At 34.9% G+C, this 25413-nt stretch carries 27 protein-coding genes and 2 tRNA genes; 25 read left to right on the top strand and 4 right to left on the bottom strand.

The genetic code is table 11. The annotated features are described in order from the left end of the window. Both FC45_RS06040 and FC45_RS06035 read left to right on the top strand, forming a co-directional pair. Positions 1-615: LPXTG cell wall anchor domain-containing protein (locus tag FC45_RS06040; RefSeq protein ID WP_155517709.1), on the top strand; the 615-nt coding region annotated here is incomplete at its 5' end. Positions 616-798: 183 nt separating this feature from the next. Continuing rightward, positions 799-2064: a carboxylate--amine ligase gene (locus FC45_RS06035; RefSeq protein WP_006584483.1), complete on the top strand. Its 1266-nt coding sequence runs from the start codon at positions 799-801 to the stop codon at positions 2062-2064. Positions 2065-2115: 51 nt separating this feature from the next. Here FC45_RS06035 and FC45_RS06030 read toward each other — a convergent pair whose 3' ends face one another. Next, entirely contained in the window at positions 2116-4314 is a 2199-nt protein-coding gene (locus tag FC45_RS06030) for an LTA synthase family protein (RefSeq protein ID WP_006584484.1), read from the bottom strand. 133 nt (positions 4315-4447) lie between these two features. On the opposite strand from FC45_RS06030, the gene FC45_RS06025 reads away from it, so the two are divergent. The 4 genes from FC45_RS06025 (at position 4448) to FC45_RS06010 (ending at position 8270) form a co-directional block, all read left to right on the top strand. After that, on the top strand, positions 4448-5068 hold the full coding sequence (locus tag FC45_RS06025) for a VanZ family protein (RefSeq protein ID WP_034538888.1): 621 nt from the start codon (positions 4448-4450) through the stop codon (positions 5066-5068). A 70-nt stretch (positions 5069-5138) separates the two neighbouring features. Further along, entirely contained in the window at positions 5139-6476 is a 1338-nt protein-coding gene (locus FC45_RS06020; protein WP_006584486.1) for a glucose-6-phosphate isomerase, read from the top strand. 94 nt (positions 6477-6570) lie between these two features. Further along, positions 6571-7947: an MFS transporter gene (locus FC45_RS06015; protein ID WP_024272961.1), complete on the top strand. Its 1377-nt coding sequence runs from the start codon at positions 6571-6573 to the stop codon at positions 7945-7947. 83 nt (positions 7948-8030) lie between these two features. Then, the gene (locus tag FC45_RS06010) at positions 8031-8270 is read left to right on the top strand and encodes a hypothetical protein (RefSeq protein ID WP_006584488.1); all 240 of its coding nucleotides are present in this window, start codon (positions 8031-8033) and stop codon (positions 8268-8270) included. 171 nt (positions 8271-8441) lie between these two features. Here the strand turns inward: FC45_RS06010 and FC45_RS06005 are convergent. Both FC45_RS06005 and FC45_RS06000 read right to left on the bottom strand, forming a co-directional pair. Continuing rightward, positions 8442-8514: transfer RNA gene (locus FC45_RS06005), tRNA-Gln, on the bottom strand. A gap of 5 nt (positions 8515-8519) precedes the next feature. Beyond that, positions 8520-8591: transfer RNA gene (locus tag FC45_RS06000), tRNA-Glu, on the bottom strand. A 92-nt stretch (positions 8592-8683) separates the two neighbouring features. Between FC45_RS06000 and FC45_RS05995 the strand changes: the two genes are divergently transcribed. Next, positions 8684-9691, top strand: a complete 1008-nt coding sequence (locus FC45_RS05995) for a serine hydrolase domain-containing protein (RefSeq protein WP_006588375.1) — start codon at positions 8684-8686, stop codon at positions 9689-9691. A gap of 29 nt (positions 9692-9720) precedes the next feature. Here FC45_RS05995 and FC45_RS05990 read toward each other — a convergent pair whose 3' ends face one another. After that, positions 9721-11076: a Mur ligase family protein gene (locus tag FC45_RS05990; RefSeq protein ID WP_006584489.1), complete on the bottom strand. Its 1356-nt coding sequence runs from the start codon at positions 11074-11076 to the stop codon at positions 9721-9723. Between the two features lie 138 nt (positions 11077-11214). On the opposite strand from FC45_RS05990, the gene FC45_RS05985 reads away from it, so the two are divergent. From FC45_RS05985 to FC45_RS05900, 18 genes are all read left to right on the top strand, one after another. Next, positions 11215-11820: a thymidine kinase gene (locus FC45_RS05985; protein ID WP_006588374.1), complete on the top strand. Its 606-nt coding sequence runs from the start codon at positions 11215-11217 to the stop codon at positions 11818-11820. Between the two features lie 28 nt (positions 11821-11848). After that, positions 11849-12937, top strand: coding sequence for a peptide chain release factor 1 (gene prfA / locus FC45_RS05980; protein WP_006584491.1), 1089 nt, complete (start codon positions 11849-11851; stop codon positions 12935-12937). Next, on the top strand, positions 12930-13772 hold the full coding sequence (gene prmC / locus FC45_RS05975) for a peptide chain release factor N(5)-glutamine methyltransferase (protein WP_006584492.1): 843 nt from the start codon (positions 12930-12932) through the stop codon (positions 13770-13772). The genes prfA and prmC overlap by 8 nt, the downstream gene beginning before the upstream one ends. Then, entirely contained in the window at positions 13772-14773 is a 1002-nt protein-coding gene (locus tag FC45_RS05970; protein ID WP_006588373.1) for an L-threonylcarbamoyladenylate synthase, read from the top strand. The genes prmC and FC45_RS05970 overlap by 1 nt, the downstream gene beginning before the upstream one ends. 85 nt (positions 14774-14858) lie before the next feature. After that, a complete protein-coding gene (gene upp, locus FC45_RS05965) occupies positions 14859-15488 on the top strand; it encodes a uracil phosphoribosyltransferase (RefSeq protein ID WP_006584493.1) in 630 nt (209 codons plus the stop codon). 131 nt (positions 15489-15619) lie between these two features. Continuing rightward, a complete protein-coding gene (atpB, locus tag FC45_RS05960) occupies positions 15620-16336 on the top strand; it encodes a F0F1 ATP synthase subunit A (RefSeq protein ID WP_006584494.1) in 717 nt (238 codons plus the stop codon). A 21-nt stretch (positions 16337-16357) separates the two neighbouring features. Further along, entirely contained in the window at positions 16358-16573 is a 216-nt protein-coding gene (gene atpE / locus FC45_RS05955) for a F0F1 ATP synthase subunit C (protein WP_006584495.1), read from the top strand. A gap of 37 nt (positions 16574-16610) precedes the next feature. After that, the gene (atpF, locus tag FC45_RS05950; protein ID WP_006584496.1) at positions 16611-17120 is read left to right on the top strand and encodes a F0F1 ATP synthase subunit B; all 510 of its coding nucleotides are present in this window, start codon (positions 16611-16613) and stop codon (positions 17118-17120) included. Then, complete coding sequence (locus FC45_RS05945) at positions 17120-17668, top strand: F0F1 ATP synthase subunit delta (RefSeq protein ID WP_006584497.1); 549 nt, start codon at positions 17120-17122, stop codon at positions 17666-17668. Before atpF ends, FC45_RS05945 begins: the two co-directional genes overlap by 1 nt. A 14-nt stretch (positions 17669-17682) precedes the next feature. After that, positions 17683-19197, top strand: a complete 1515-nt coding sequence (gene atpA, locus FC45_RS05940) for a F0F1 ATP synthase subunit alpha (RefSeq protein WP_006584498.1) — start codon at positions 17683-17685, stop codon at positions 19195-19197. A gap of 10 nt (positions 19198-19207) precedes the next feature. After that, a complete protein-coding gene (locus FC45_RS05935; RefSeq protein WP_006584499.1) occupies positions 19208-20170 on the top strand; it encodes a F0F1 ATP synthase subunit gamma in 963 nt (320 codons plus the stop codon). A 21-nt stretch (positions 20171-20191) separates the two neighbouring features. Further along, positions 20192-21634: a F0F1 ATP synthase subunit beta gene (atpD, locus tag FC45_RS05930; protein WP_006584500.1), complete on the top strand. Its 1443-nt coding sequence runs from the start codon at positions 20192-20194 to the stop codon at positions 21632-21634. 11 nt (positions 21635-21645) lie between these two features. After that, positions 21646-22089: a F0F1 ATP synthase subunit epsilon gene (locus FC45_RS05925; RefSeq protein WP_006584501.1), complete on the top strand. Its 444-nt coding sequence runs from the start codon at positions 21646-21648 to the stop codon at positions 22087-22089. Between the two features lie 52 nt (positions 22090-22141). Beyond that, positions 22142-22378, top strand: a complete 237-nt coding sequence (locus FC45_RS05920; RefSeq protein ID WP_006584502.1) for a DUF1146 family protein — start codon at positions 22142-22144, stop codon at positions 22376-22378. A gap of 80 nt (positions 22379-22458) precedes the next feature. Continuing rightward, on the top strand, positions 22459-23448 hold the full coding sequence (mreB, locus tag FC45_RS05915) for a rod shape-determining protein (protein WP_006584503.1): 990 nt from the start codon (positions 22459-22461) through the stop codon (positions 23446-23448). A 9-nt stretch (positions 23449-23457) separates the two neighbouring features. Next, positions 23458-23745, top strand: a complete 288-nt coding sequence (yidD, locus tag FC45_RS05910; RefSeq protein WP_006584504.1) for a membrane protein insertion efficiency factor YidD — start codon at positions 23458-23460, stop codon at positions 23743-23745. Positions 23746-23753: 8 nt separating this feature from the next. Continuing rightward, complete coding sequence (locus tag FC45_RS05905) at positions 23754-23981, top strand: DUF2969 domain-containing protein (RefSeq protein WP_006586530.1); 228 nt, start codon at positions 23754-23756, stop codon at positions 23979-23981. 19 nt (positions 23982-24000) lie between these two features. Further along, the gene (locus tag FC45_RS05900) at positions 24001-25191 is read left to right on the top strand and encodes an FtsW/RodA/SpoVE family cell cycle protein (RefSeq protein ID WP_006588627.1); all 1191 of its coding nucleotides are present in this window, start codon (positions 24001-24003) and stop codon (positions 25189-25191) included. Positions 25192-25413: the final 222 nt, after the last annotated feature.

Here is a 25413-nt window from a genome sequence, read left to right as displayed (position 1 = left end):
GATGGTGAAAAGGTTGCACTTCAAAAAGCTATCGAACAAGCAAATGCTAAAATTGATGGAACAAATCCTGATTATGTTTACTACAATTCAGATTCAGAATCACAGTCAGCATTAAAGGATGCTGTTGCAAAGGCTAAGACTTTACTTGAACAACGAGATGCAAGTGATGATGATTTCAAGGTTGCTAGAGAAGCAATTGAAACAGCTATCAAGGCACTTAATGGACAACTTACTGATAAGTCTGCCTTGCAAAAAGCAGCTTCACAAAGTAATGATGTTCATAAATCTGTTGTCTTCCTCAATGCAAGTGAAGCAGCTAAGAAGGCGTATGAAGATGCATTAGCTAATGCACAAACTGTATTGGCTGACGAAAATGCTAGTCAAGAAGATGTTGATGCTGCATTAGCTAAGTTGAATGCAGCACTCAACAAGCTTGATGGTAAAGAAGCTCCTGCAAAACCAACTGTTAAGAAAAATACAGTAAAACTTGGCACTAATGCTGATCGATTACCTCAAACTGGTTCGCACAAATCTGTTGCAAGTGAACTTGGTTTAGGAATTCTTGCATTAGGTTTAACAGCATTAGGTTTGGCTAAGAAACGCAAGGAAGATTAATTCTCTTCGTACTTTTAATTAAATCCTCAGTTTTGGATATTTCTCCAAACTGGGGATTTTTATTACATAAATATTCTTAAAAAACGATGTTCAACTGTTCACATATGAATTGGACTGTTTTAAAATAATTAAATGTATTATTACCTGTTGGTGATAATTTTGACAAAAGGAAGTATTTAAATAATGACAAAAAAATTTACGCCAATTTTGCTTGGTAGTGATATTAATGTATACGGAATGGCCCGTTCATTTCATGAAGCTTATGGTATTAAGGTTGAAGCTTGGGCAGGCAGCCCTTTAGCTGCTACTAAATATTCTAAAATTGTTGATGTTAAATTATATCCTGGCTTTAGCGAAGATCCTGAATTCATGAATGTCATGAAAAAGAAGATTGAAGAATATAAGAGACATGATGAACCTGTTATTTTAATTGCCTGTGGTGACGGATATGCTGAACTTTTGGCTAAACATAAAGCTGAACTTTCAGAAGCTTTCATTGTGCCTTATATTGAGTATGACCTTTTGAAGAAGTTGATTTCTAAGGAAGGCTTCTATGAATATGCTGAAAAATATGGTTTACCTTATCCAGGTACTAAGATTATTACAATAGATGAATATAAGGCTGGCAATTACTTAACAATGCCATTTAATTATCCTGTTGAATTGAAACCAGAAGATCCTGTTTCCTGGCTTGATTGTCAATTTGAAGGTCGTAAGAAGACTTTTACTTTGAAATCAGAAGCTGAATTAAAAGATATTGTAACTAAGATTTATACTCATGGTTACAAGGCTGACTTGATTTTACAAGATTTCATTCCAGGTGATGACTCACATATGCGTGTCCTTAATGCTTATGTTGATAAGCATCATAAGGTAAAAATGATGTGCTTGGGTCATCCTTTACTTGAAGATCCAACTCCACAGTCTATTGGTAACTACATGGCAATTTTGCCAGAATACAATCAAGATTTGTATGATCAAGTTCAAAGCTTCCTTGAAAAGATTAATTATACTGGTATGGCTAATTTTGACATTAAATATGATGAACGTGATGGCAAGTTTAAGTTTTTTGAAATAAACTTGCGTCAAGGTCGTTCAAGTTTTTATGTAACTATGAATAATTGTAATTTAGCTAAGTGGTATGTTGATGACTATGTAGAAGACGACTTGACTAATCGTGAAACTGTATATGCTAATAAGGATGGCAAGGACCATGTATTGTGGTTAGGAGTGCCTAAGAAGATTTTTACTGAATATGCAGTTGACAATGAAGCTAAGCGCGAAGCAAGTAGCTTGATAAAAGCGGGTAAGTATGGCACTACTGTATTTTATGAGCATGATCGTTCATTTATGAGATTGTTGTTGATGAAGTATATGTTCCATAACTACGTTGGCCGTTTCAAGAAGTATTTTGAAGTTAATAAAGGTCAATACTTTGAGAAGAAGTAGTTTATAACTAAAAAAGGATAAGTACATTTATAATGTACTTATCCTTTTTGTTTACTTGTGACTTGAAGAGGATTGATTACTAGGACTTGTTACACTAGAACTAGTTGAACTGGCAGAGCCAGAAATATTTTCTGGAATTGTAGTTATCTCGTTAGTGCGGTCTTTAAGTTCTGGTGCATCAGTTTGATAGAGATTAGTTGTTGTTCCTTTATGTTGACTATATAGTGAAGTAGATGCCTTTCCTAGCTTCTCTCGCAAATTAATCATTTGCTGAAATTCAGTTATGTAGTTAAATTGGGTTGGAGTAGCAGGGATAAAGCCTTTTGGTGTGTAAAAACGTAGTAAGTTTCGGTTATTCAGCGTATCAGAATAATGTAAACTTTCTCTTTCATATTTTACTAATTTTTGTAATTCCTTCTTTTGTTTGATAGTAAAGGATTTAATCAGCTCACCCGTTTTTGTATTATAGACATTTCCGTTGCTTGCTTTACCGTTAATAATAGTATATTTAGGCGTTACAATTGTACCATTACGGAAGACGACAATTTGTTTGTGATACTTACTTAACATATCAGTACCAAATTGAATATAATTTTTGTTATTTACTCCAAGTAAGTGAAGAATTGTCGGTAAAACATCTATTTCGCCTGCATATTCTTGCTTTACACTGCCCTTCAAGCCATCCATGTGAATCATAAATGGAACTTTTTGGAATTGAGCTGTATCATAACTAGACCAGTCACTAGTTTTCCCTAAAATACTAGAAATAGCATTGTAGTCGGAACTAGATAATCCATAGTGATCCCCGTAGATGATAATCATAGAGTTTTTGTAGAGACCTGATTTTTTTAGATAATCGAAAAATTCTTTTAAAGCAGAGTCAAGATAATGTGCAGTTAAGAAATAGCCATTAACAGTTGCATCGCTGGTATTTGTTGTTTTAAAATCAGGATCTTTATCTTCATCATCTAAATCAAAAGGAATATGGTTGGTGACGGTAATAAACTTAGTATAGAAAGGTTGTTGCATTTGTTCTAAATACTTGATACTTTCTGCAAATAAAAGTTTATCTTTAATTCCGTAACCACTTGAATCATCTTTATTATTTGAATAGTAATTTTTGTAGAAGAAGTAATTATAACCCAGATTTTTGTAAACATCATTTCTATTCCAGAAAGTTGCAATGTTTCCGTGGAAGACAGCAGATGTGTAGCCACTTTGTCGTAAAATCTGTGGAGCTGCTTGGAAGGTATTATTAGAACCTAAGCTAGTAAATAATGAACCATCAGAAATACCATAAGTTCCAGTTTCAAGCATGTTTTCAGCATCACTTGTTCGACCTAGGCCAACTTGATTATAGAAGTTTTCATATGAAAGAGTGTTCTTATCTTTATAAAGTGAATTTAAAAACGGGGTAACTTCTTTACCATTGATTTTTAGATTAATTAGAAATTGTTGGAAGCTTTCAAGGTGGATGATGATAACATTTTTCCCTTTAGCTTTGCCAAAATATTGAATATTAGGACTGGCATAATTCTTTTTAGTGAATGCTAATATTTTATTTAATTCTTCTGCATTGGCTACTTTAGAGTTAGTGCCAGATTGTAAAGACTTAATACTGTCATAAGCTGTATAGCTAGTAATGCCTAGATATTTAACAACATAAACGCGATCAAATGTATTTCTTAAAAGTCGAGGCCGGCTAGTTTCTGACAAGAAAAAGTTGAGCCCCAATAAAAAACAGGAGAAACTAGTAACAGCAAAGGAACTAGAGAAACTGTATTTTTTTTGATCGATTTTGATGATTTTGAAGATTAATAACAAGATAATTACTATCAAGTCTAACCAAATAAAAATATCATCAAAATGAAGTAAAGAAACGGCACTTTTACCAAGACCTTGAGATACTTTACTAGTGTTGGCAATAGTCTTAACGGTTAAAAAGTCCGTAAATTGACGATAGTAAATAACATTAGCAAAAAGTAGAGCAGTATTAACAAAATCAATTACTAGCATCGTTACATAAGAAGCAATTGGCTTTTTAATGTATAAGGCCAAGCTTAGTAATAATATGCTAGTAGCAATCGGACTGGTCCACATTATAAAGTGCTGGTAGGGGTCACTTAAACCCAAGTTAAAGTCAACATATCCAGCAAAGATATATTTAATTGTATATAGGATTGTTAGAAGAGCTAAAAAGCCAGTTCTTTTTTGAATCCAGGTGAAATTAAAATGTTGAATTTTCCTCACGATAGATACTCCTTAATAGCTAATATTTTAAATGTTTCAGCTTAATTCGACAATCTTTTGTAACTTTCTTAAGAATTAGACAGAAAGTTTATATGTATAATGGTAGTGATAGAGAAGAAAGGACTAATGAATGATGATTTTTTTAGGACCCTTATACAGCTTTTTGGCGAAACATTTAGCTACCAATATTAATCATTTTGCCCTGGTAAAACTTGTCATAATTAGTTTAGATAAAACAATCTTTTATTTTTTGCTTTTTGCTTTTTTACGTTTGCTTTGGCTTTTGTTGATTAGAAGAAGGCGAAGTCACTTATCAGAAAGTTTAGTTTGGGTATTTACATTTTATGTGATGTTTTTACTAGCAGTGACTACATTTCGTGAAAGTTATTTCCCTTGGCAACTAACCTTTGATTGGAATCGGCCTTTAAGCGATATTAATTTGATCTTTTTTAAGGAAACTTGGAAATTAACTAAAGGGACAACATTATTTGACTTCGTCTACAATGCTTTCGGAAATATTTTGTGTTTTATACCTTTTGGTTTCTTATTTCCAAATTTAATCAAAAAGAAAAAATGCATCTTGCAGACAGTCTTTGCAGGGATGGTGTTATCACTTTTTATCGAGACTATGCAATTTGGCCTAAATACTGGAGTAAGTGATATTGATGATGTCTTTTTTAATACTATTGGAGCTATTTTTGGATATTTAGTATATATTTTTATAAAAAAAGTTACGTATTCAAAAAACTTGTAGTAGTTTTCACAAACTAAGATTGTTAAAATAGAAGTGTTAGTAAAATTTTATAAAAAGGAAGTTACGAGATATGAGTTTAGTTCATTTTGATTCAAGTAAATTAGCTCCTTTTGTTCACGACAATGAATTAAAAGAAATGCAAGCTATGGTTAATGCCGCAGATTCAGAACTTCGTCAAGGTACAGGTGCTGGTAGCGACTTTAGAGGTTGGTTAGACCTACCAGTTAATTATGACAAGGACGAATTTGCCCGTATTAAAAAGGCTGCTAAGAAGATTCAATCAGATTCTGAAGTTTTAATCGGAATTGGTATCGGTGGTTCATACCTTGGTGCCCAAGCTGCTATTGAATTCTTGAATAGCGCATTTTATGGTAAAGAAGACAATGGTTATCCAACTGTAGTATTCTGTGGTAATTCAATTTCAGGTTCATACCTTGCTGATTTAATTAATTGGTTAGGTGACAAGGACTTTAGTATTAATGTTATTTCTAAGTCTGGTACTACTACTGAACCATCAATCGCATTCAGAATTTTGAAGGCTAAGTTAATTGAAAAGTACGGTAAAGAAGAAGCTAATAAGCGTATCTACGCAACTACTGACCGTGCTAAGGGTGCTCTTAAGACTGAAGCAGATGCTGAAGGTTACGAAGAATTTGTTGTACCAGATGACTTAGGTGGTCGTTTCAGCGTTTTAAGTGCTGTTGGTTTATTACCAATTGCTGTTGCTGGTGGCGACATCGACAAGTTAATGGAAGGTGCTGCTAAAGCTCGTGAAGATTACACTGATACAGATGTAACTAAGGATTCACCATACCAATACGCTGCACTTCGTAACATTTTATACAGAAAAGGTTACACTACTGAATTACTTGAAAACTATGAACCAACTTTGAGAATGTTTGGTGAATGGTGGAAGCAATTAATGGGTGAATCAGAAGGTAAGGACCAAAAGGGTATTTACCCATCAAGTGCTAACTTCTCAACTGACTTACACTCACTTGGTCAATACATCCAAGAAGGTCGTCGTAACTTAATGGAAACTGTTGTTAGAGTTGAAAACCCACGTTTTGATGTAGAGATTCCTAGTGATAGTGAAAACCTTGACCAACTTAACTTCTTAGCTGGTAAGACCATGAATTATGTAAATGACCGTGCTTATGAAGGTGTTGTTTTAGCTCATACTGACGGTGGCGTACCAGTTATGACTGTTAACATTCCAGATCAAAAGGAATTAACTTTAGGTTACCTTATCTACTTCTTCGAATTAGCTGTAGGTATTTCAGGTTACTTAAACGGTATTAACCCATTCAACCAACCAGGTGTTGAAGCATACAAGCGTAACATGTTTGGTCTTTTGAACAAACCTGGTTATGAAGATTTGCACGACGACTTAACTAAGCGTCTTTAATTTGTTAGAATAATTTTAATCTGAGTCGGTAATATTATATTACTTTGAGTAGGAGCTATGCTTCTACTCTTTTTTATTGGAAAAGGGGTATTTTGTGAACACACAGAGAAAAAATATGACTGCAATTTTGATGGTGGCCGTCTTAGCTTTTTTAGGGATATTAACGGAAACAAGTTTAAATGTAACTTTTCCGGAAATGATGAAAGACTTTAAAGTTAGTCTTGATACAATTCAATGGACGACAACTGGTTATTTATTAGCAATTGCTATTTTAATGATTTCATCTTCGTATTTAAATAAACGTTTTACAGCGAGAGCTATTTTCTTATTTGCAAGTGGTAGCTTCTTAATTGGTTCTTTATTGTGTTTATTTAGTAGTAATTTTGAAATTATGCTTTTAGGGCGGATTATTTCAAGCTGTGGTGCGGGCTTGGCGACACCTTTAATGTTTAATTTGGTAACAGAATTAATGCCACGAGAGAAGATTGGCTTTTATATGGGCTTAGCTGGCTTGGTTTTAGCAATGGCACCAAGTTTAGGGCCAAGCTTTGGCGGAATTATTGCATATTATTTCAACTGGCGAGTAATCTTTTCAATTTCAAGCGTTTTAGCAATTATTGTAATTTTAATTGGACTACGAGTTGTAGGGAAATATCATGAAGTTAGTCATCCTAGTTTCGATTGGGTGCGTTACATTGTCATTAGCTTGTTTATGGTTGATTTTACACTTATGATTAATCACTTAAGTAGTGGATTTGATCTTCAATTTTTTCTATATTTAGTTTTTGCTATTTTAAGTATGGGACTATTTATTCATTTATCTAAAAATAGTCAAAAGACTTTGATAAACCTGGCAATTTTTAAAGATGCGGCCTTTGTATATGCAATGTTGGCCTTTTTCTTAATTCAATTCATCAATATTGGAGTTAGCTTTGTCTTGCCTAATTATGTTCAAATTGTAAATGGAGCTTCAACTTTAGCTGGGGGATTAATGTTATTACCTGGTAGCGTGATTTTTTCCTTAATGACGCCTTATTTTGGCCATTTATATGATGAAAAGGGTGCAAAATTGCCACTTTATTTAGGTGGAAGCTTATTACTTGTGGCGATTATTTTACTTGCATTATTTGGGATGGTGCTGAATCCATGGATAATTTGCTTAATTTACAGCATAATGGCTTGTGGAATGAGAATGGCATTTAATAACACTTTGACAGTTGGAATTGAATCTAGCCCCAAAAAACTACATGCAGATGCTACTGCAATCATGCAAACTGGACAACAATTTGCTGGTTCAATTGGGACAAGTGTCTTAGCAACAATCATTTCTTTTTCACAAAGTACAAGACATGGAAGTAAAGCAATCCTAATGGCACAGGGATGTGAAGTAGCATTTATCTTTGTGACTTTTATTGCTATTTTGATTATGCTTTGTTACTGGCAATTGTTTACAAAAGTAGACAAAAAATAGAAATTAAAAAACATGAAATCGCTTTCTTTAATGCTAAACTAACAATATAATGTAGGTATAGAGTACAGAGAGGAAGTATACTCATGGAAAATAAAATGACTCACAGCGCAAGCATTATAAATGCTCGACTTGCATGGAAAATAGTCTGGGTAGTAGTTTATGGTATTACCGCCTTTTATACATATCTTTCATTCACAGATATGGCACATATGATGAAATGGATGATGTATGCAATGGCTTGGATGGCAGGAGGGATGCTTGCTGAGGCAATTGTGGGTCTGGTATACCATTGCTGCGGTAAAGATGGCAATGGATGTCATTAATGTAAAGTAACAGCTAAAAAAGGTGGCCATTTATTTGGCCATCTTTTATTTTATAAAAACAAAAAAGCAGAAGCTTTGATGCTTCTGCCTTTTTGTTGCGCAATTGTTGCACAAAGTGCTGCCCTTATCTCATGTCAGCTTCTCACAAGACTGACACAACAGCACTAGTGATTGGGATATTCGGGCTCGAACCGAAACATTATGGAACCAGAATCCACTGCCTTACCAATTTGGCTATATCCCAGTTAATCGCCCGTACGAGAATCGAACTCGCAACTCCGCCTTGAGAGGGCGACGTCTTAACCATTTGACCAACGGGCAATTTCAACAGTCTTAATTATCCTCATATTTTATAATGCTGTCAAGTTGTTTTAAAATCTAAAACAACGTATTCTAAATAAAGGTGATAGTTTATGAGCGATTTTTTTCGAACACAATATTTAATCGAAAGTATGGTATCAGAACGGATTGTTCCTGGTGTTAATTATGCTTTTATTAAAAATAATCAAGTATTTAAGGCGACAATTGGTTTTAGTGAAATTTATCCAGAAACTAAGCAATTGAGTCCATATTCTGAATATGATTTAGCAAGTTTAACTAAGGTCTTAGGGACAACTAATGTTTTTTTGAAGCTCTATCAAGAAGGTAGGCTAAACTTCAATGAGCCACTTGGTGATTTTTTACCCGAATTTAAAGATAAGCCTGTACGTTTATTTCACCTATTAACTCATACAAGTGGTATTAGAGGTTGGATTGAAAATCGGGATCAGTTGCCAGCTAGTGATTTGCTAGAGGCGATAAAAAAATTACCAGTTACTGATGAATTTGAAACAAAAATGCGCTATGCAGACACTAATTTTATTTTGTTGGGATTGGTCTTAGAGCAAATTTATCATAAAAGTGTCCAAGATATCATTATGGATGAAGTAGTTAAGCCCGCAGGTTTAAAATATACAACTTTTAAGGCAAATAAGGCTGATTGTGTACCCACAGCTGTAGTAGATGGACAATTGCTACAAGGAGTTGTGCATGACCCTAAAGCGCGAGTATTAGGCAAACGTTGCGGCTCTGCTGGTTTATTTTCAAATATTGATGATCTTATAAAATTAACTTTTGGTTATTTGGGAAGAAATAATCTTTTACCATTTAGCCAAGAATTAACGAGTGAGATTTTTGGTATAAAATCAAATTCTAAAAAAGTGCATCCCCGTTCATGGGGCTGGGATTTAGTGTTTGATCCTGAAGATCAACATCCGCTAATTTTTCATACTGGCTTTACCGGAACTTTTATTTTGATTGATCGTCAAAAACAAACTGCGATGATAGTACTGACTAATCGTGTTCATCCAACTGGTCATAATCAAATCTTTTTGACAATGCGTCAGAGAATTGTCGATAGTTTTCTAGCAGAAAATAAATAAGCCATCACATTTTTGTGATGACTTATTTTTTAATTAATCTTATTTTTCAAAATCTTTTGATCATATAATGTGCTGCGTAAGGCAAGCATTGCTGTATAAGTGGCTAGGATATAGACTTTTTTGGTTGGGGCTTCTTTAATTCTTGTTAGCAAAGTATTATCGTCTGGGGTAACTTCCATAGTTCCTGGATCAAAGCCCGCAACTTCAAGTCTGAAGCCCATATCGTGATGACGTTCACCACCAACAAGTATTTGTTTGACTTTAGTTTTATCTAAGCCTTCATAATCAGCGTCCCAAATCCAGCTAGTATCTATTCCATCAGCGTGATGAGCATTTAATAACGTAGCTAATGTATAATCACTTTTTTCAGTATTTAGTAAGCTAAGTACTTCATTCAAGCCAACAGGATTTTTAACTAAGATTAGGTTGATTTCTTTATCAGCATAAGAAATTAATTCTTGTCGCCCAAAGATACGCTTATTCTTAGCAAAAGCACTGGCAATTTCATCTTCACTAACATCAAATTCTCGAGCTACACTAAATGCAGCCAAAGCATTGTAGATATTATAGGTACCACCAATGCCAATTGAAAATTCAGTGTTTTCAATTCTAAATTTAATTGAGTTAGGTGTTCTTTCTGTGATTTCTTTCAGCTTATAACTTAAGTTTGGACGCTTAAATCCACAGTTAGGACAGAAAAAGTCACCTAAGTTAGCATAGCTAATAGCATGGTAATGAATAATATGATTACATCTTGGACATAAAACTCCATCAGTATTAACACTTGCTCTAAAGTCATTGGTCATTTCATCGGCTTTTGTTTCAAAACCATAAAAGACTTTCTTATTAGGTAGTTCAACTGAAGAGAAAATACTTGCATCTCCATTAGCAATTACTACTGCATCAGGAGCTAGCTTAATACCGTCAATAATTTTATCGTATGTAGTATAAATTTCACCATAACGATCCATTTGATCGCGAAAAATATTGGTTAAAACATATGCTTTAGGGTGAAGAAGTTCGGTTACGCGTTTAACATTTGCTTCGTCAACTTCTAAAACCGCTAATTTGCGACCATGACGTTTAGCCTTATGACTTAAAAAAGCAGTAATAATCCCTTGTTGCATGTTTGAACCAGATGGGTTTGTTAAAATTTCACCATATTTTTCTTTTAGCGCATTAACAATTAAAGCAGTGGTCATGGTTTTCCCGTTAGTTCCAGTTACAATAATTGTTTCATAATCTTTAGCAAGATTTGCTAAAATATTAGGGTCGATTCTCATTGCGAGTTTCCCAGGGAAACTTGTCCCACCTTTAAAAATATTGTGTAAAACCCAATGTGATGTTTTTCCAGAAAGTTTTGCAATACCAGATTTTAGATTCATGTCTTTAATCCCTCTTATTTCGAACTATTTTTTACTATATCATATGAATGGATGTAAAACGATAGTTAAAAGCTTAGACTGCACAAATTTAAATTTTCCTCTATACTATTAGAGGAACTTTTTCGAAGGGGAAAAAAGATGGCACAATTATTTTTTTGTTATGGAACTATGAGTAGTGGCAAGACAATTGAAATTTTGAAGGTTGCTCACAATTATCAAATGCAAGGTCGCAAAATAGCTTTAATGACTAGTGGTAAAGATGACCGAAGTGGTAAGGGCATTATTGCTTCTAGAGTTGGCTTGAATAGTAAAGCTACACCAATTGAAGATGATATGAATATCTTTGAATATGTAAAAAAGCAAAATGAAAAAGATATTGCAAATGGTGATGGAGCTATTGCCTGTGTTTTGATTGATGAAGCACAATTTTTATACAAACATCATGTGCTAGAATGTGCCAAAATAGTAGATGATTTGCATATTCCAGTAATGACTTTTGGATTAAAGAATGATTTCCAAAATAATTTATTTGAAGGAAGCAAGTATTTGCTTCTTTATGCTGATAAAATAGAAGAGATGAAAACTATTTGTCATTACTGTGGTCGCAAAGCTACAATGGTAATTCGTGTTCAAGATGGAAAACCTGTATATGAAGGAGCACAATTGCAAATTGGTGGCGATGAATCATATTACCCAGTTTGTCGTTTTCACTATAATTATCCTGGTCAAAAAAGAGAAGATTAAGTTTATTGTAAAAGAAGGGAAGAATTAAATGGATAAGGTAATGGCTCAACTAGAAGGGTTAGTAGCTCGTTATGAAGAAATTCAAGAATTGATGGCTGACCCTGAAGTAATTAATGATACTAAGCGCTATATGGAAATTTCAAAAGAAGAAGCAGATATGCGTGAAGTTGTCCAAAAGTATCGCAAGTATCAAGAAGATCAAAAGACAATTTCTGATAATAAAGAAATTATTGAAAGTGAATCTGATGCAGATTTAGTTGAAATGGCAAAGGAAGAAAATAGCGACTTAGAAAAAGAAGTTGCTGACCTTGAAGAAGAAATCAAGATTTTAATGCTTCCAAAAGACCCTAACGATGATAAAGATATTATTATGGAAATTCGTGGGGCTGCTGGTGGGGATGAAGCTTCATTATTTGCCGGTGATTTGCTCAGAATGTATGAAAAATACGCTGAAACTCAAGGCTGGAAGATTTCAGTTATTGATGAAGAAACAACAGAAGTTGGTGGTTACAAGCATGTTGCCATCATGATTACTGGTGACAAGGTTTATTCAAAACTAAAATATGAAAATGGTGCTCACCGTGTTCAAAGAATTCCAGTAACTGAATCTCAAGGTCGTGTGCATACTTCTACAGCTACAGTTGCTGTTATGCCAGAATATGAACAAGTAGATATTGACTTAGATCCAAAAGATATCAGAGTTGATGTTTACCGTTCTAGTGGTGCCGGTGGTCAGCACATTAACAAAACTTCTAGTGCCGTTCGTATGACCCACCTTCCAACAGGTATCGTAGTTGCAATGCAAGATCAAAGAAGTCAGCAACAAAACCGTGCTAAGGCCATGGAAATTTTGAAATCTCGTGTCTATGACTACTATGAAAGTCAAAACCAAGCAAGTTATGATGAAAAGCGTAAAAACGCTGTTGGTACTGGAGATCGTTCAGAAAGAATTAGAACTTATAACTATCCTCAAAACCGAGTAACTGACCACAGAATTGGTTTGACTTTAAACAAATTAGATCGAATTATGAATGGTGAACTTGATGAAATTATTTCAGCATTAATTGTTCATTACCAAACTAAGCAATTAGAGGAGTTGGCAGAAGATAATGCCTAAAACATTAAAGCAATTAGTTCAACTAGGACAAGAAAAAGCCCCTGAAGCAAGTGTTGATGATCTTACTTATCTTGTCAGTGAAAGAGCTAATTTAACTCCAAGTGAATTTAAATTAAAGCAAGATACTGAAGTAAGTAGCGAGTTAGAAAAGCAACTTCAAAAAGACTTCAAAAAACTAGCCAGAAATGTTTCACCGCAATATATTCTTGGTTATGCCTGGTTTTTAGGTTATAAGATTATGGTGCAAAGAGGAGTGCTTATTCCACGCTTTGAAACTGAAGAGTTAGTTGAATGGGCCTTGAAACATTTGCATGATGGGATGAAGATTTTAGATCTTGGCACTGGTTCAGGTGCAATTATGGTCGCTTTAGCTAAAGAAGCTGCCAAAAAAGATATTAAAGATTTAACTTTATATGCTAGTGATATTTCTGATTCTGCTTTAAGAATCTGTGAAGAGAATTTCTTAAAATTTGCCCTTGATGTAACAGTTCGTAAGGCGAATGTCTTAATTGGGTTAGAAAAATTTGATTTGATTATTTCAAATCCGCCATACATTAAACCTGAAGAAAAGAATCTAATGGATAGCAATGTTTTACAAAATGAACCTGAAGAAGCTCTTTTTGGTGGAGAAGATGGCTTAGAGTTTTATCGCAGATTTGCTAAGCAAATCCGTAAACATTTAACTAGTCAGGGCGAGTTTTTCTTAGAATTTGGCTTTAGTGAAAAAGATGAATTGGCTAAGCTGTTTGCAACAGAATTACCGGATTTTGATATTGAATTTAAGGATGATTTAGCCGGTAAGCCAAGAATGGTATATGGAAAGTGGCAAAAATAATGGAAACACAAATTTTGAAGAAAGATCAAATTGATCAAGCAGTTGAATTTCTAAAAAAAGGTGAATTAGTTGCATTTCCAACTGAAACTGTTTATGGCCTTGGTGCAATCGCAACTAAAGAAGAAAGTGTTAAGAACGTTTATAAGGCTAAAGGGCGTCCTAGTGACAATCCTTTAATTGTTACTGTTAGTGATGAAAACATGATGAAGCGCTATGCTAAGTTTGTTCCTGAACGTGCAGAAAAGTTGATTAAACACTTTTGGCCAGGTCCTTTAACACTTCTTTTATTAGTTAAAGAAGGTAGCTTACCTGATGCTGTTACTGGTGGTTTAAAGACTGCTGCATTTAGATGTCCAAATGATGAATTAACTCATGAATTAATTTCAAAACTTGGTTATCCAATTGTCGGCCCTTCAGCTAACACTTCGACTAAGCCTTCTCCAACAACTGCAGAGCATGTTTATCATGACTTAAAAGGTAAAATTAGTGCGATTATTGATGGTGGTGCTACTGAAGTGGGACTTGAATCAACAATTATTGATTTATCAGTTGAAACTCCAATTGTTTTGCGTCCTGGTCAAATTACACCTGAAGAGTTAAGTGAAGTTTTAGGAGAAAAAGTATTAATTAATACTGGCAAAGTTTCTGATAAGGCGATTCCTAAGGCTCCTGGGATGAAGTATCGCCATTATGCACCAAATGCTCCAGTTTGGGTTGTAGATGATACAAATGATTTTGGAAAAATTGAGTTTAAGTCAGATACTGCCGTTGCTGCTCTTGATAGTGTCTTAGAGAAGCTTGATTTACCAGCAGAGAATAAATTTAGCTTAGGTAAAGACTTAAAAGATGCAGATCATAACTTGTTTAGTGCACTTAGATTCTTTGATGATGAAGATGAAATTAAAACGATTTATGTTCAAGGCTTTGATGAAGGCGAAAAAAGCCTGGCTTACATGAATCGGCTAAATAAAGCTGCCGCAGGGCATCATTATAAAAATTAAAAATAATTCAGAGCTAAAGGTTTAAACCTTTAGCTTTTTTTTATAAAATATTACTGATGTTGGTATTTTATTTTAGGAGGCTAATATGGGAAAATTTACAGTTTTGAATCACCCATTGATTCAACACAAGTTAACCATCATTCGTAAAAAAGACACTGGTACTAACGAATTTAGACAAATCGTTGGTGAAATTGGTGGATTAATGGTTTACGAAATGACCCGTGATTTACCACTGAAAAATGTGGAAATTGAAACTCCTATTGGCAAGACTACTCAAAAAGAACTTGCTGGTAAGAAGTTAGTTATTGTACCAATTTTAAGAGCTGGCTTAGGTATGGTTGATGGAGTTTTGCAAATGATTCCATCTGCTAAAGTTGGACATATTGGTATGTATCGTGATGAAGAAACTTTGAAGCCACATGAATATTTCTTCAAAATGCCACAAGACATTGAAGAACGTGATGTAATCATTGTGGATCCAATGCTTGCAACTGGTGGTAGTGCGAATATGGCAATTGAAGCTCTTAAAAAACGTGGTGCCAAAAATATTCGCTTAGCTGTTTTAGTAGCTGCACCAGAAGGTGTGAAGAATATTCAAGAAGCTCATCCAGATGTAGATATTTATGCTGCAGCTGAAGATGAAAAATTAATGGATAATGGTTATATTTTCCCAGGTTTAGGGGATGCTGGAGATCGTTTATTTGGTACCAAATAAACAAATAAATTAAATATGTATAACTTTTTTTTAAGCTAATTCGCTTTCATTTTTTTACAAAGATAGCGAATTGGTGGTATTATGAATATCGTGTTTGAGGTATTCAGCACAGGAAAGGAGGTCACGAAGTTATGGAGAAACCCGAAATCCTCAAGTTATTTGGGCTTACCTTTAATGTCAGCAACATATTAGGTGGGACCTTAGTAGCTTTAATTGTATTTGGGATGTGCTTTTGGTTAGCTCGTAAAGTTGAATTACGACCAGGTAAAAAGCAAAATGTTCTTGAATACATTATTGATTTCACTGATGGAATTGTGAAAAGCAATGTTGAAGATGAAGATGCACAAAAGCATTTATCCCTTTATGCATTTGTCTTATTCCTTTTCATTTGGTGGTTAAACCAATTAGGTTTATTCCTAGAAGTCAAAGATATGAGTGGATTGATGTTGTTAAAGTCACCAACAGCTGATCCAACTATTACCATGACCATGGCAATGATGACATTACTGTTATCGTATAACTTTGGCGTTCAGAAGTTTGGAACCTTTGGCTATTTAAAAAATTACGCTCGGCCATTGCCATTCTTCTTGCCAATTAACGTAATGGAAGAATTTACTAACTTCTTAACATTGTCATTGCGTTTATACGGTAATATTTATGCTGGTGAAGTATTGCTTACATTGATTGGTAATGATTTCGCTCACAGTTTTGGAATTGGAACCATTATTTTATCAGCACCTTTGACCATTATTTGGCAAGGTTTCTCAGTCTTCATTGGCTCTATCCAAGCATATGTATTTGTAACTCTTTCTATGGTTTATATTGGTAAGAAGGTTACACAAGAATAGTTTATATTCGGAGGTTATTTTATGAAGTTTTTAGCTGTTGCTATCGCCGCAGGTTTAGCAGCTCTTGCTGCATCATACGGTAACGGTAAAGTTATCAGTACAACCATCCAAGGTATGGCTCGTCAACCAGAAAGCGCATCTGAATTACGCTCAACTATGTTTATCGGTGTTGGTTTGATCGAAGCTGTTCCTATTTTGGCAGTTGTTATTGCCTTCTTGATCTTCTTCTTAGGTTAATCTGTTAGAAGGAATTTATTAGAGAGAAGGGCAGTATATGACTAACATTTTGTTTGCCGCTGAAAAGTCTGATCTTTATTTGGGAGACACCATATATTACCTAGTTTTATTTGCAATTTTATTATTGGCTGTTAAGCATTTTGCATGGGGCCCAGTCACTGATATGATGGAAAAGCGTCGTCAACAAGTGATTGAAGATATTGATAAGGCTGCAGATGAACGCAAAAAAGCCGAAATTTTGGCTGGTGAACGTGAAGAACAATTAAAGAGTTCTAGACAAGAAGCTACGCAAATTCTCTCTACTGCAAAAACTAATGCTGAAGCAGCTGGTAAGGATATTTTGAATCAAGCTAATGAAGAAGCTAAAAATATCCGTGAAAAGGCGAAAGCTGATGCGATTCAAGCTAAGAGTGATGCTTTGAATGAAGCACAAGCACAAGTTGCTGATATCTCAGTACAAATCGCAGAAAAGGTTATTGCTAAGAACTTATCTGCTGCAGATCAAAAAGATTTAGTCGACCAATTTATTAAGGGGTTGAATAAATAATGGCATTAAGTAGAGAAGAAATCAGTGCACGCTATGGTGCTGCCCTATTCGGCTATTGTCAAGATACTAATTCTTTAGACAATGTTTATGGTGAGTTGCAAGTTTTAAAATCAGCAGTTTTGGATAATCCTCGTTTGAGCGAAGTTTTATCTTCACCTGTATACAGCATTGAAGAAAAGAAGCAATTATTGAAAAATATTAGTGCTGATTTTTCTCAAGAAGTACAACAATTTTTAGAATTATTACTTGATTATGGTCGATTTGCAGTGCTACCTGATATCGTTGATCAATTTAATATGCGCTATAACAAGCTTAATAATATTGCTTTTGGAAAGGTTATTAGTGCAGTTAAATTAGACGATGATCAATTACAAAAACTTGGTCAAGCTTATGCCAAAAAGTATAATCTCAAAGAATTAAAATTAACTAACCAAGTTAATCCATCAATTATCGGTGGGGTTATTTTGGAAGTTGAAGATTATATAATTGATGGCAGTGTAAAAACCAAGCTAAAGAAAATTCGTGCACAATTAGTTGAAAATATTTAAAAGAGGTGAAACCATTGAGCATCAAAGCGGAAGAAATTAGCTCATTGATCAAGAAACAACTTGAACACTTCGATGACAAACTCGATATCGACGAAGTAGGTGTTATTACCTACGTCGGTGACGGTATTGCCAGAGCACATGGTTTAAACAATGTTTTGGCTAATGAGTTACTTGAATTCGAAAACGGCTCTTACGGTATTGCCCAAAACCTAGAAACTAATGATGTTGGTATTATCATTTTAGGTAAATATGACAACATTAGGGAAGGTGACCGTGTTAAGAGAACTGGACGAATTATGGAAGTCCCTGTTGGGGAAGCTTTAATTGGTCGAGTTGTTAATCCTTTAGGTCAACCTGTTGATGGTTTAGGTGAAATTAAAACCGATAAGACCCGTCCAATTGAATCAAAGGCTCCTGGCGTTATGGATCGTCAATCAGTTAACCAGCCACTTCAAACTGGTATTAAGGCTATCGATGCCTTGGTTCCAATTGGTAGAGGTCAGCGTGAGTTAATTATCGGTGACCGTAAAACTGGTAAGACTAGCTTGGCAATTGATACTATTTTGAATCAAAAGGGACAAGATGTCATTTGTATCTATGTTGCGATTGGTCAAAAAGAATCAACAGTTAGAAGTCAAGTTGAAACATTAAAGCGCTACGGCGCTATGGATTACACAATAGTGGTTGAAGCAGGACCTAGTGCCCCTGCACCACTACTTTACATCGCTCCTTATGCTGGTACAGCAATGGGTGAAGAGTTTATGTACAATGGTAAGGATGTTTTGATTGTCTTTGATGACCTATCAAAACAAGCCGTTGCTTACCGTGAACTTTCATTGTTAATCCGTAGACCGCCTGGTCGTGAAGCATACCCTGGTGATGTTTTCTACATTCACTCAAGATTACTTGAACGTAGTGCCAAACTTAGCGATAAGCTTGGTGGAGGGTCTCTAACTGCTTTACCATTTATTCAAACTGAAGCTGGAGATATTTCTGCATATATTCCAACTAACGTAATTTCTATTACTGACGGACAGATTTTCCTTCAAAGTGATTTATTCTTTGCTGGTACTCGTCCAGCCATTGATGCTGGTGCGTCAGTTTCTCGTGTTGGTGGTAGTGCACAGATTAAAGCGATGAAGAAGGTTGCAGGTACTTTACGTGTTGACCTTGCCTCATTTAGAGAACTTGAAAGTTTTGCTCAATTTGGTAGTGACTTAGACCAAGCTACTCAAGCAAAACTTAATCGTGGACGTAGAATTGTTGAAGTCTTGAAGCAACCATTACATGAACCACTTCCTGTTGAAAAACAAGTTTTGATTCTTTATGCTTTAACTCACGGCTTCCTTGACTCTATTCCAGTTGAAGATGTTGCAAGATATGAACGTGAACTTGATTCTAACTTTGAATCAAGTCATTCAGACTTGCTTAAGACAATTCGTGAAACTGGAGATTTGCCAGATGAAGACGAAATGAATGAAGCTATTAAGAGCTTCAACGAAGGCTTCACACCAACAAGTAAGAACTAGGAGGTAATTTATGCCTGCTTCTTTACTTGAATTAAAGAAAAAAATTGCGTCAGTTAAACAAACTGGTAAAATCACCCAAGCAATGCGGATGGTTTCTGCAGCAAAGCTTAATCAAACAGAAAAGAAGGATAAAGGATACACACTTTATAATGACACTTTGAAAAAGACAGTTTCACACTTAATGAGTGCTCAAATTGTCGATCATTTAAAGAGTGAAAATGTACCTGTTAATTCAAAAAACGTTGCTAAACTTGATTATACAAATGTATTTGGTTTAGGCATTGTTTCTGATTTGATTCAAGCAAGATCCGAAGTTAAATCTACAGGATATCTAGTAATAACTGGAGATCGTGGATTAGTTGGTTCTTATAACTCAACTGTAATTAAGAACATGATGGGTTTGTTTGAAGATTCTAAGGCTGAAAATAAAGATGTTAAAGTTTTAGCTGTTGGTAGAGTTGGCGCCCAATTTTTCAAGAAAAACAATATGAATGTTGTTTATGAAAATTCAGGGATAAGTGATGTCCCATCATTTAATGAAGTATTACCAATTGTTTCAACTGCTATAAAAATGTATTTAAATGGCGTATATGATGAATTATATGTTTGTTATACGCACCATGTTAATTCTTTATCATCAGCTTTCCGTGTTGAAAAAATGTTGCCAATTTCTGATTTAGATATTGGTAGTGAAGAAGCTGAAGCACATGAAAAACTTGAGTATGATATCGATCCAGATATTGATACTGCTTTGAAGTCATTGCTACCACAATTTGCGCGTTCAACAATTTATGGTGCTATCTTAGATGCCAAAACTGCTGAACATGCAAGTTCTATGACAGCTATGCAAAGTGCCTCAGATAATGCAAGTGATTTAGTTTCTAGGTTAACTACGCAAATGAACCGTGCAAGACAGGCACAAATCACCACTGAATTAAGTGAAATTATCGGTGGTGCTAATGCCTTAGAATAATAAGAAAAGGAGGTAGATATTGTGAGTGAAGGTGAAATCGTTCAAGTCGTTGGGCCAGTTGTTGATGTACAATTCCCAATTGACAAAAATTTACCTGATATTAACAATGCTTTGCATGTTATTAAATCAGATGATGAAACAATTACACTTGAAGTAACACTTGAGCTTGGAGATGGTGTTTTAAGAACCATTTCTATGGAATCTACCGACGGTTTAAGACGTGGAATGAAGGTTGTTGATACAGGTGCACCAATTTCTGTACCTGTTGGTGATGACACTTTAGGACGTGTATTTAACGTCTTAGGTGACCCAATTGATAACGGTCCTAAGTTCCCTGCTGATCACCGTCGCGATAGTATCCACAAGGAAGCTCCTAAGTATTCTGAATTGACTACCAGCCGTGAAATTCTTGAAACTGGTATTAAGGTTATTGACCTCCTTGAACCATATGTTCGTGGTGGTAAAGTTGGATTATTTGGTGGTGCCGGTGTTGGTAAGACTACTATTATCCAAGAATTAATTCATAATATTGCCCAAGAACATGGTGGTATTTCAGTATTTACTGGTGTTGGTGAAAGAACTCGTGAAGGGAACGACTTATACTTTGAAATGAAGGCATCTGGCGTTTTAGACAAAACTGCCATGGTCTTTGGTCAAATGAATGAGCCACCTGGTGCCAGAATGCGTGTTGCATTAACTGGGTTAACAATTGCTGAATACTTCAGAGATGTTGAAGGTCAAGATGTTCTTTTATTCATCGACAATATCTTTAGATTTACTCAAGCTGGTTCAGAAGTTTCTGCTTTGCTTGGTCGTATGCCAAGTGCTGTTGGTTACCAACCAACTTTGGCAACTGAAATGGGACAATTGCAAGAAAGAATTACTTCTACTAAGAAGGGTTCTGTAACTTCTATTCAAGCTGTTTATGTTCCAGCCGATGACTATACTGACCCCGCTCCAGCAACTACTTTTGCCCACCTTGATGCAACTACTAACCTTGAACGTAGCTTGGTTGAACAAGGTATCTATCCAGCTGTTGATCCGCTTGAATCAACATCAAGTGCTTTGGATCCTGAAGTTGTTGGTGAAGAACACTACGAAGTTGCTACCCGTGTACAACATGTTTTGCAACGTTACCATGAATTACAAGATATTATTTCCGTTCTTGGTATGGATGAATTGTCTGATGAAGAAAAGATGATTGTTGCGCGTGCTCGTAAGATTCAATTCTTCCTTTCACAAAACTTCTTTGTTGCTGAAACATTTACTGGTGTACCAGGTTCATACGTTCCTGTTAAAGCAACTATTAAAGGCTTTAAGTTGATTTTGGATGGTCATTTAGATGACTTGCCTGAAGATGCATTTAGAGGTGTTGGACCAATTGAAGATGTAATCAAAAAGGCAGAAAAGATGGGTGTAACTCCATCTGACCCAGAAGCTAAGGCCTTAATAGCAGAAAAGTAGGGTGATGCTTTATGGCAGAATCTGAAAAATTAATGACAGTAAATGTTGTGACTCCAGATGGTTTGATTTATTCTCATAAATCAAGCATTGTCGTTATGAGAGCTGTAGATGGAGAACGAGCAGTGATGTATAATCACACTCCATTCCTAACTCCGCTTGTTATCGGTGATGTGAGAGTCAAAAGAGGAAAGCAATTAAATAATCGTGTTGATCATATTGCTGTAAACGGTGGCTATATAGATTTCTCAAATAATGTCGCAACGATTATCGCCGATAGTGCTGAACGTGCAAGAAATATTGACTTGTCACGTGCAGAAGCTGCTAAAAAGCGTGCAGAGCAACATTTAAAGGAAGCTAAAGCTAGTCATAATGAAAGCTCATATGAAAGAGCATCAGTAGCTTTAAAGCGTGCTGTTAACAGAATTAATGTTCATCAAAGTACACAACAAAAATAACTGAAAAAGCAAACGCCTAGCGCTTGCTTTTTTCTTTATCAAGGAGAAATTTATGCAACAATTAGGTTTACATGCACTTTTAAGTTTATTTATATATTTTGTAACGACAGCTTTGGCTTTTCAGGCAATTAAATGTCTAGATTTGAGTAAATTATTCAAAATAAAGAAAATATTTGAAGAACAAATTTTATATATCTTTTTAGCACTTGGCTTAGGTTATTTAGTAGGGCAATTTTTTATCGCGTTCATGGATTATTCTTTAACACTAACAAATCTTTTTAATAATTAATAAAGCAATCATAATCAAGCAGGCAAGATGAGCCCAAGTATGGTATAATTTTTCGTGATATAAAATTGGAGGATATACTATTGGCAAAAGACATCGGAATTGATTTAGGTACAGCTAATGTATTAATTAACGTATCAGGAAAAGGTATCGTCTTAAATGAACCTTCTGTAGTAGCAGTTAACACAGAAAATAATGAAGTTGTAGCGGTAGGTACGGAAGCATATGAAATGGTTGGTAGAACTCCAGGAAATATTAGAGTCATCCGCCCATTAAAAAATGGGGTAATTGCTGATTTTGATATTACTGAAGCAATGCTTAGTTACTTCATTGAAAAGCTTAATGTTAAAGGCTTTATGGCTAAGCCTAACATTTTAATTTGTGCTCCAACTGGCGTTACATCAATCGAACAAAAGGCCATTATTCAAGCTGCTGAAAAATCAGGTGGTGGCCGTGTTTACTTGGATTTCGAACCTAAAGTTGCAGCAGTAGGAGCTGGTCTTGATATCTTTAAGCCACAAGGAAATATGGTAATTGATATCGGTGGTGGAACAACAGATATTGCCGTTTTATCAATGGGTGAGATTGTAACTGCCAAGTCTTTACGATGGGCTGGTGACAAGATGAACCAAGCAATTGTAAGTTACATAAAGAATAATCGTAACTTATTAATTGGTTCTAGAACTGCAGAACAAATTAAAATCGAAATTGGTAGTGCATTTGAACCTGATCCTGAAAAGAAGATTACTGTTCGTGGTAGAGATATGGTTGCAGGACTTCCTAAGCAAACAACTATTTCAGCAATTGAAGTTCAAGAATCATTACATGATGGTTTAATGTCAATTGTACGCGCAACTAAGGAAGTATTAGAACAAACTCCTCCTGAACTTTCAGCTGATATTATTGACCGTGGTATCATGCTTACTGGTGGAGGAGCTTTACTTGCAAACTTAGATAAATTAATTTCATATTATTTACAAGTTCCTGTATTAATAGCCGATTCTCCACTTGAAGCAGTTGCTTTAGGTACTGGTGCATTGCTTAAGAATATTGAAAAGCACCAAGGCCGTTAGGTGAGAATATTGTCAAAATTATTAATCTTTTTGGTTCGTGTTTATCAGAAATTTATTTCGCCAATCTTTCCGCCAACTTGTCGGTACTATCCATCTTGTTCAAGTTATATGATTGATAGTTTGCGAAAACATGGGCCGTTAAAGGGTTTAATAATGGGGATTGCGAGAATAATTCGATGCAATCCCTTTGTTCGTGGTGGAGTTGATCCAGTTCCGGACCACTTTACTTTAAGGCGAAATCCTCATCCAGAAAATTATGAGGATCCAATTATTGCCAAAAAGTTTCATTCTAAATAGGAGTAATTATGTCTAAAAAGCTTGAAAATATTTCAATTGAAGTAAATGAACTTAAAGGAAAGTCAATTCCTAGTTGGGAAGTTATTATTCCAAATAAAAAAGCTATTGGTATCATTGAAAAAGTGGAAGGTCGTTATCGCGCAACTACCAATAAGAGCAATAATGTTCTTTTTTCAAAGAGTTTAGAAAGTAGTATCAATGATTTACTTTCATATTTTGCTCTTCATGAAAAATAAAATAGGTCGTGATTAATTAATGGCAAAACTACAGAATAAGACTGATATTTACGATCGAGTTGCTTGGGGAATTGTTGGAGCAATTGCTTTATTGGCAATTATTAGCTTTTACGCAATTTGGATAGCTGCAAGTAACGATTCTACGTTAGGAACGCCTTTTAAAGCAGTTGTTGGACAGGCAGTTTGGTATATTTTGTCGATTGCAATTGTAATTGTTATTATGCAATTTGATGCAGATCAGCTTTTTAAAATAGCCCCTTATGCTTATGGACTGGGAATAGTACTTTTAATCTTGGTTTTAATCTTCTATGACCGAAGCAGCTTTGTTAACAATGGTGCGAAAAGTTGGTTTAAATTAGGGTCACTAACTTTTCAGCCATCAGAAGTTATGAAGCCAGCCTTTATTTTGATGCTAGCAAGAGTAGTTAAAGATCATAATGAATATTATGGCCATACTTGGAGAAATGACTGGATATTATTAGGAAAAATATTTGGTTGGCTAGCACCAATAGCCGTTTTGTTAAAATTACAAAATGACTTTGGTACAATGTTGGTTTTCTTTGCAATCGTTGGTGGGGTAATATTAGTATCAGGGATAACTTGGAAAATAATTTTACCTACATTTATTGTAATTGCAGTCCTAGGGACCACAACGATATTATTAGTTACAACTAATTGGGGGCAGGCCTTTTTAGGACATTTCTTTAAAGCTTACCAATTTGAAAGAATCAATTCCTGGCTTGATCCATCAGGTGATACTTCATCAGGTGCTTACCAGCTGTGGCAAAGTATGAAAGCAATTGGATCTGGACAAATTTTTGGTTCAGGATTTGGAAAATCAAGTGTTTATGTTCCTGTTAGAAGTAGCGACATGGTTTTCTCTGTGTTAGGTGAAAGCTTTGGTTTTGTTGGTGGTGTCGTATTAATAATGATTTATTTGTATTTGATAATTCAAATGGTCATGATTAGTTTTGACACAAGAAATGCCTTTTATTCTTATATTTCAACTGGAATTATTATGATGATTTTATTCCATGTTTTTGAAAATGTTGGGATGAGCATTGATTTGCTCCCACTAACAGGTATTCCATTACCATTCGTTTCCCAAGGTGGATCAGCCCTAATAGGTAACATGATTGGTATTGGTTTGATTCTATCTATGAAATTTCATAATAAAGATTATATCTTCTCAACTGCAGGAGACTTCTAAAAAAGCTTTAAGTATGTTGTTACATACTTAAAGCCTTTTTTGTATATTAAGTTTTTGAATTAATCAGATTTTTATTGCAAAATCTAATTAAAATTATATACTTTTTAAAGTGGATAATCCGGGTTAAAGATTAAAAAAGAACGATAAATAAAGATGAATTTATGGCATTAATTGCTTGTTCTAAAGATGTTATTGGAAACTGTCAAATTTTTTGTGTAAATA

This window comes from Lactobacillus jensenii DSM 20557, assembly GCF_001436455.1.
GTDB classification, from domain to species: Bacteria; Bacillota; Bacilli; order Lactobacillales; family Lactobacillaceae; genus Lactobacillus; species Lactobacillus jensenii.
The sequence above is the reverse complement of the archived record's forward strand: the minus strand, read 5'-3'. Positions and strand labels throughout refer to the sequence as shown.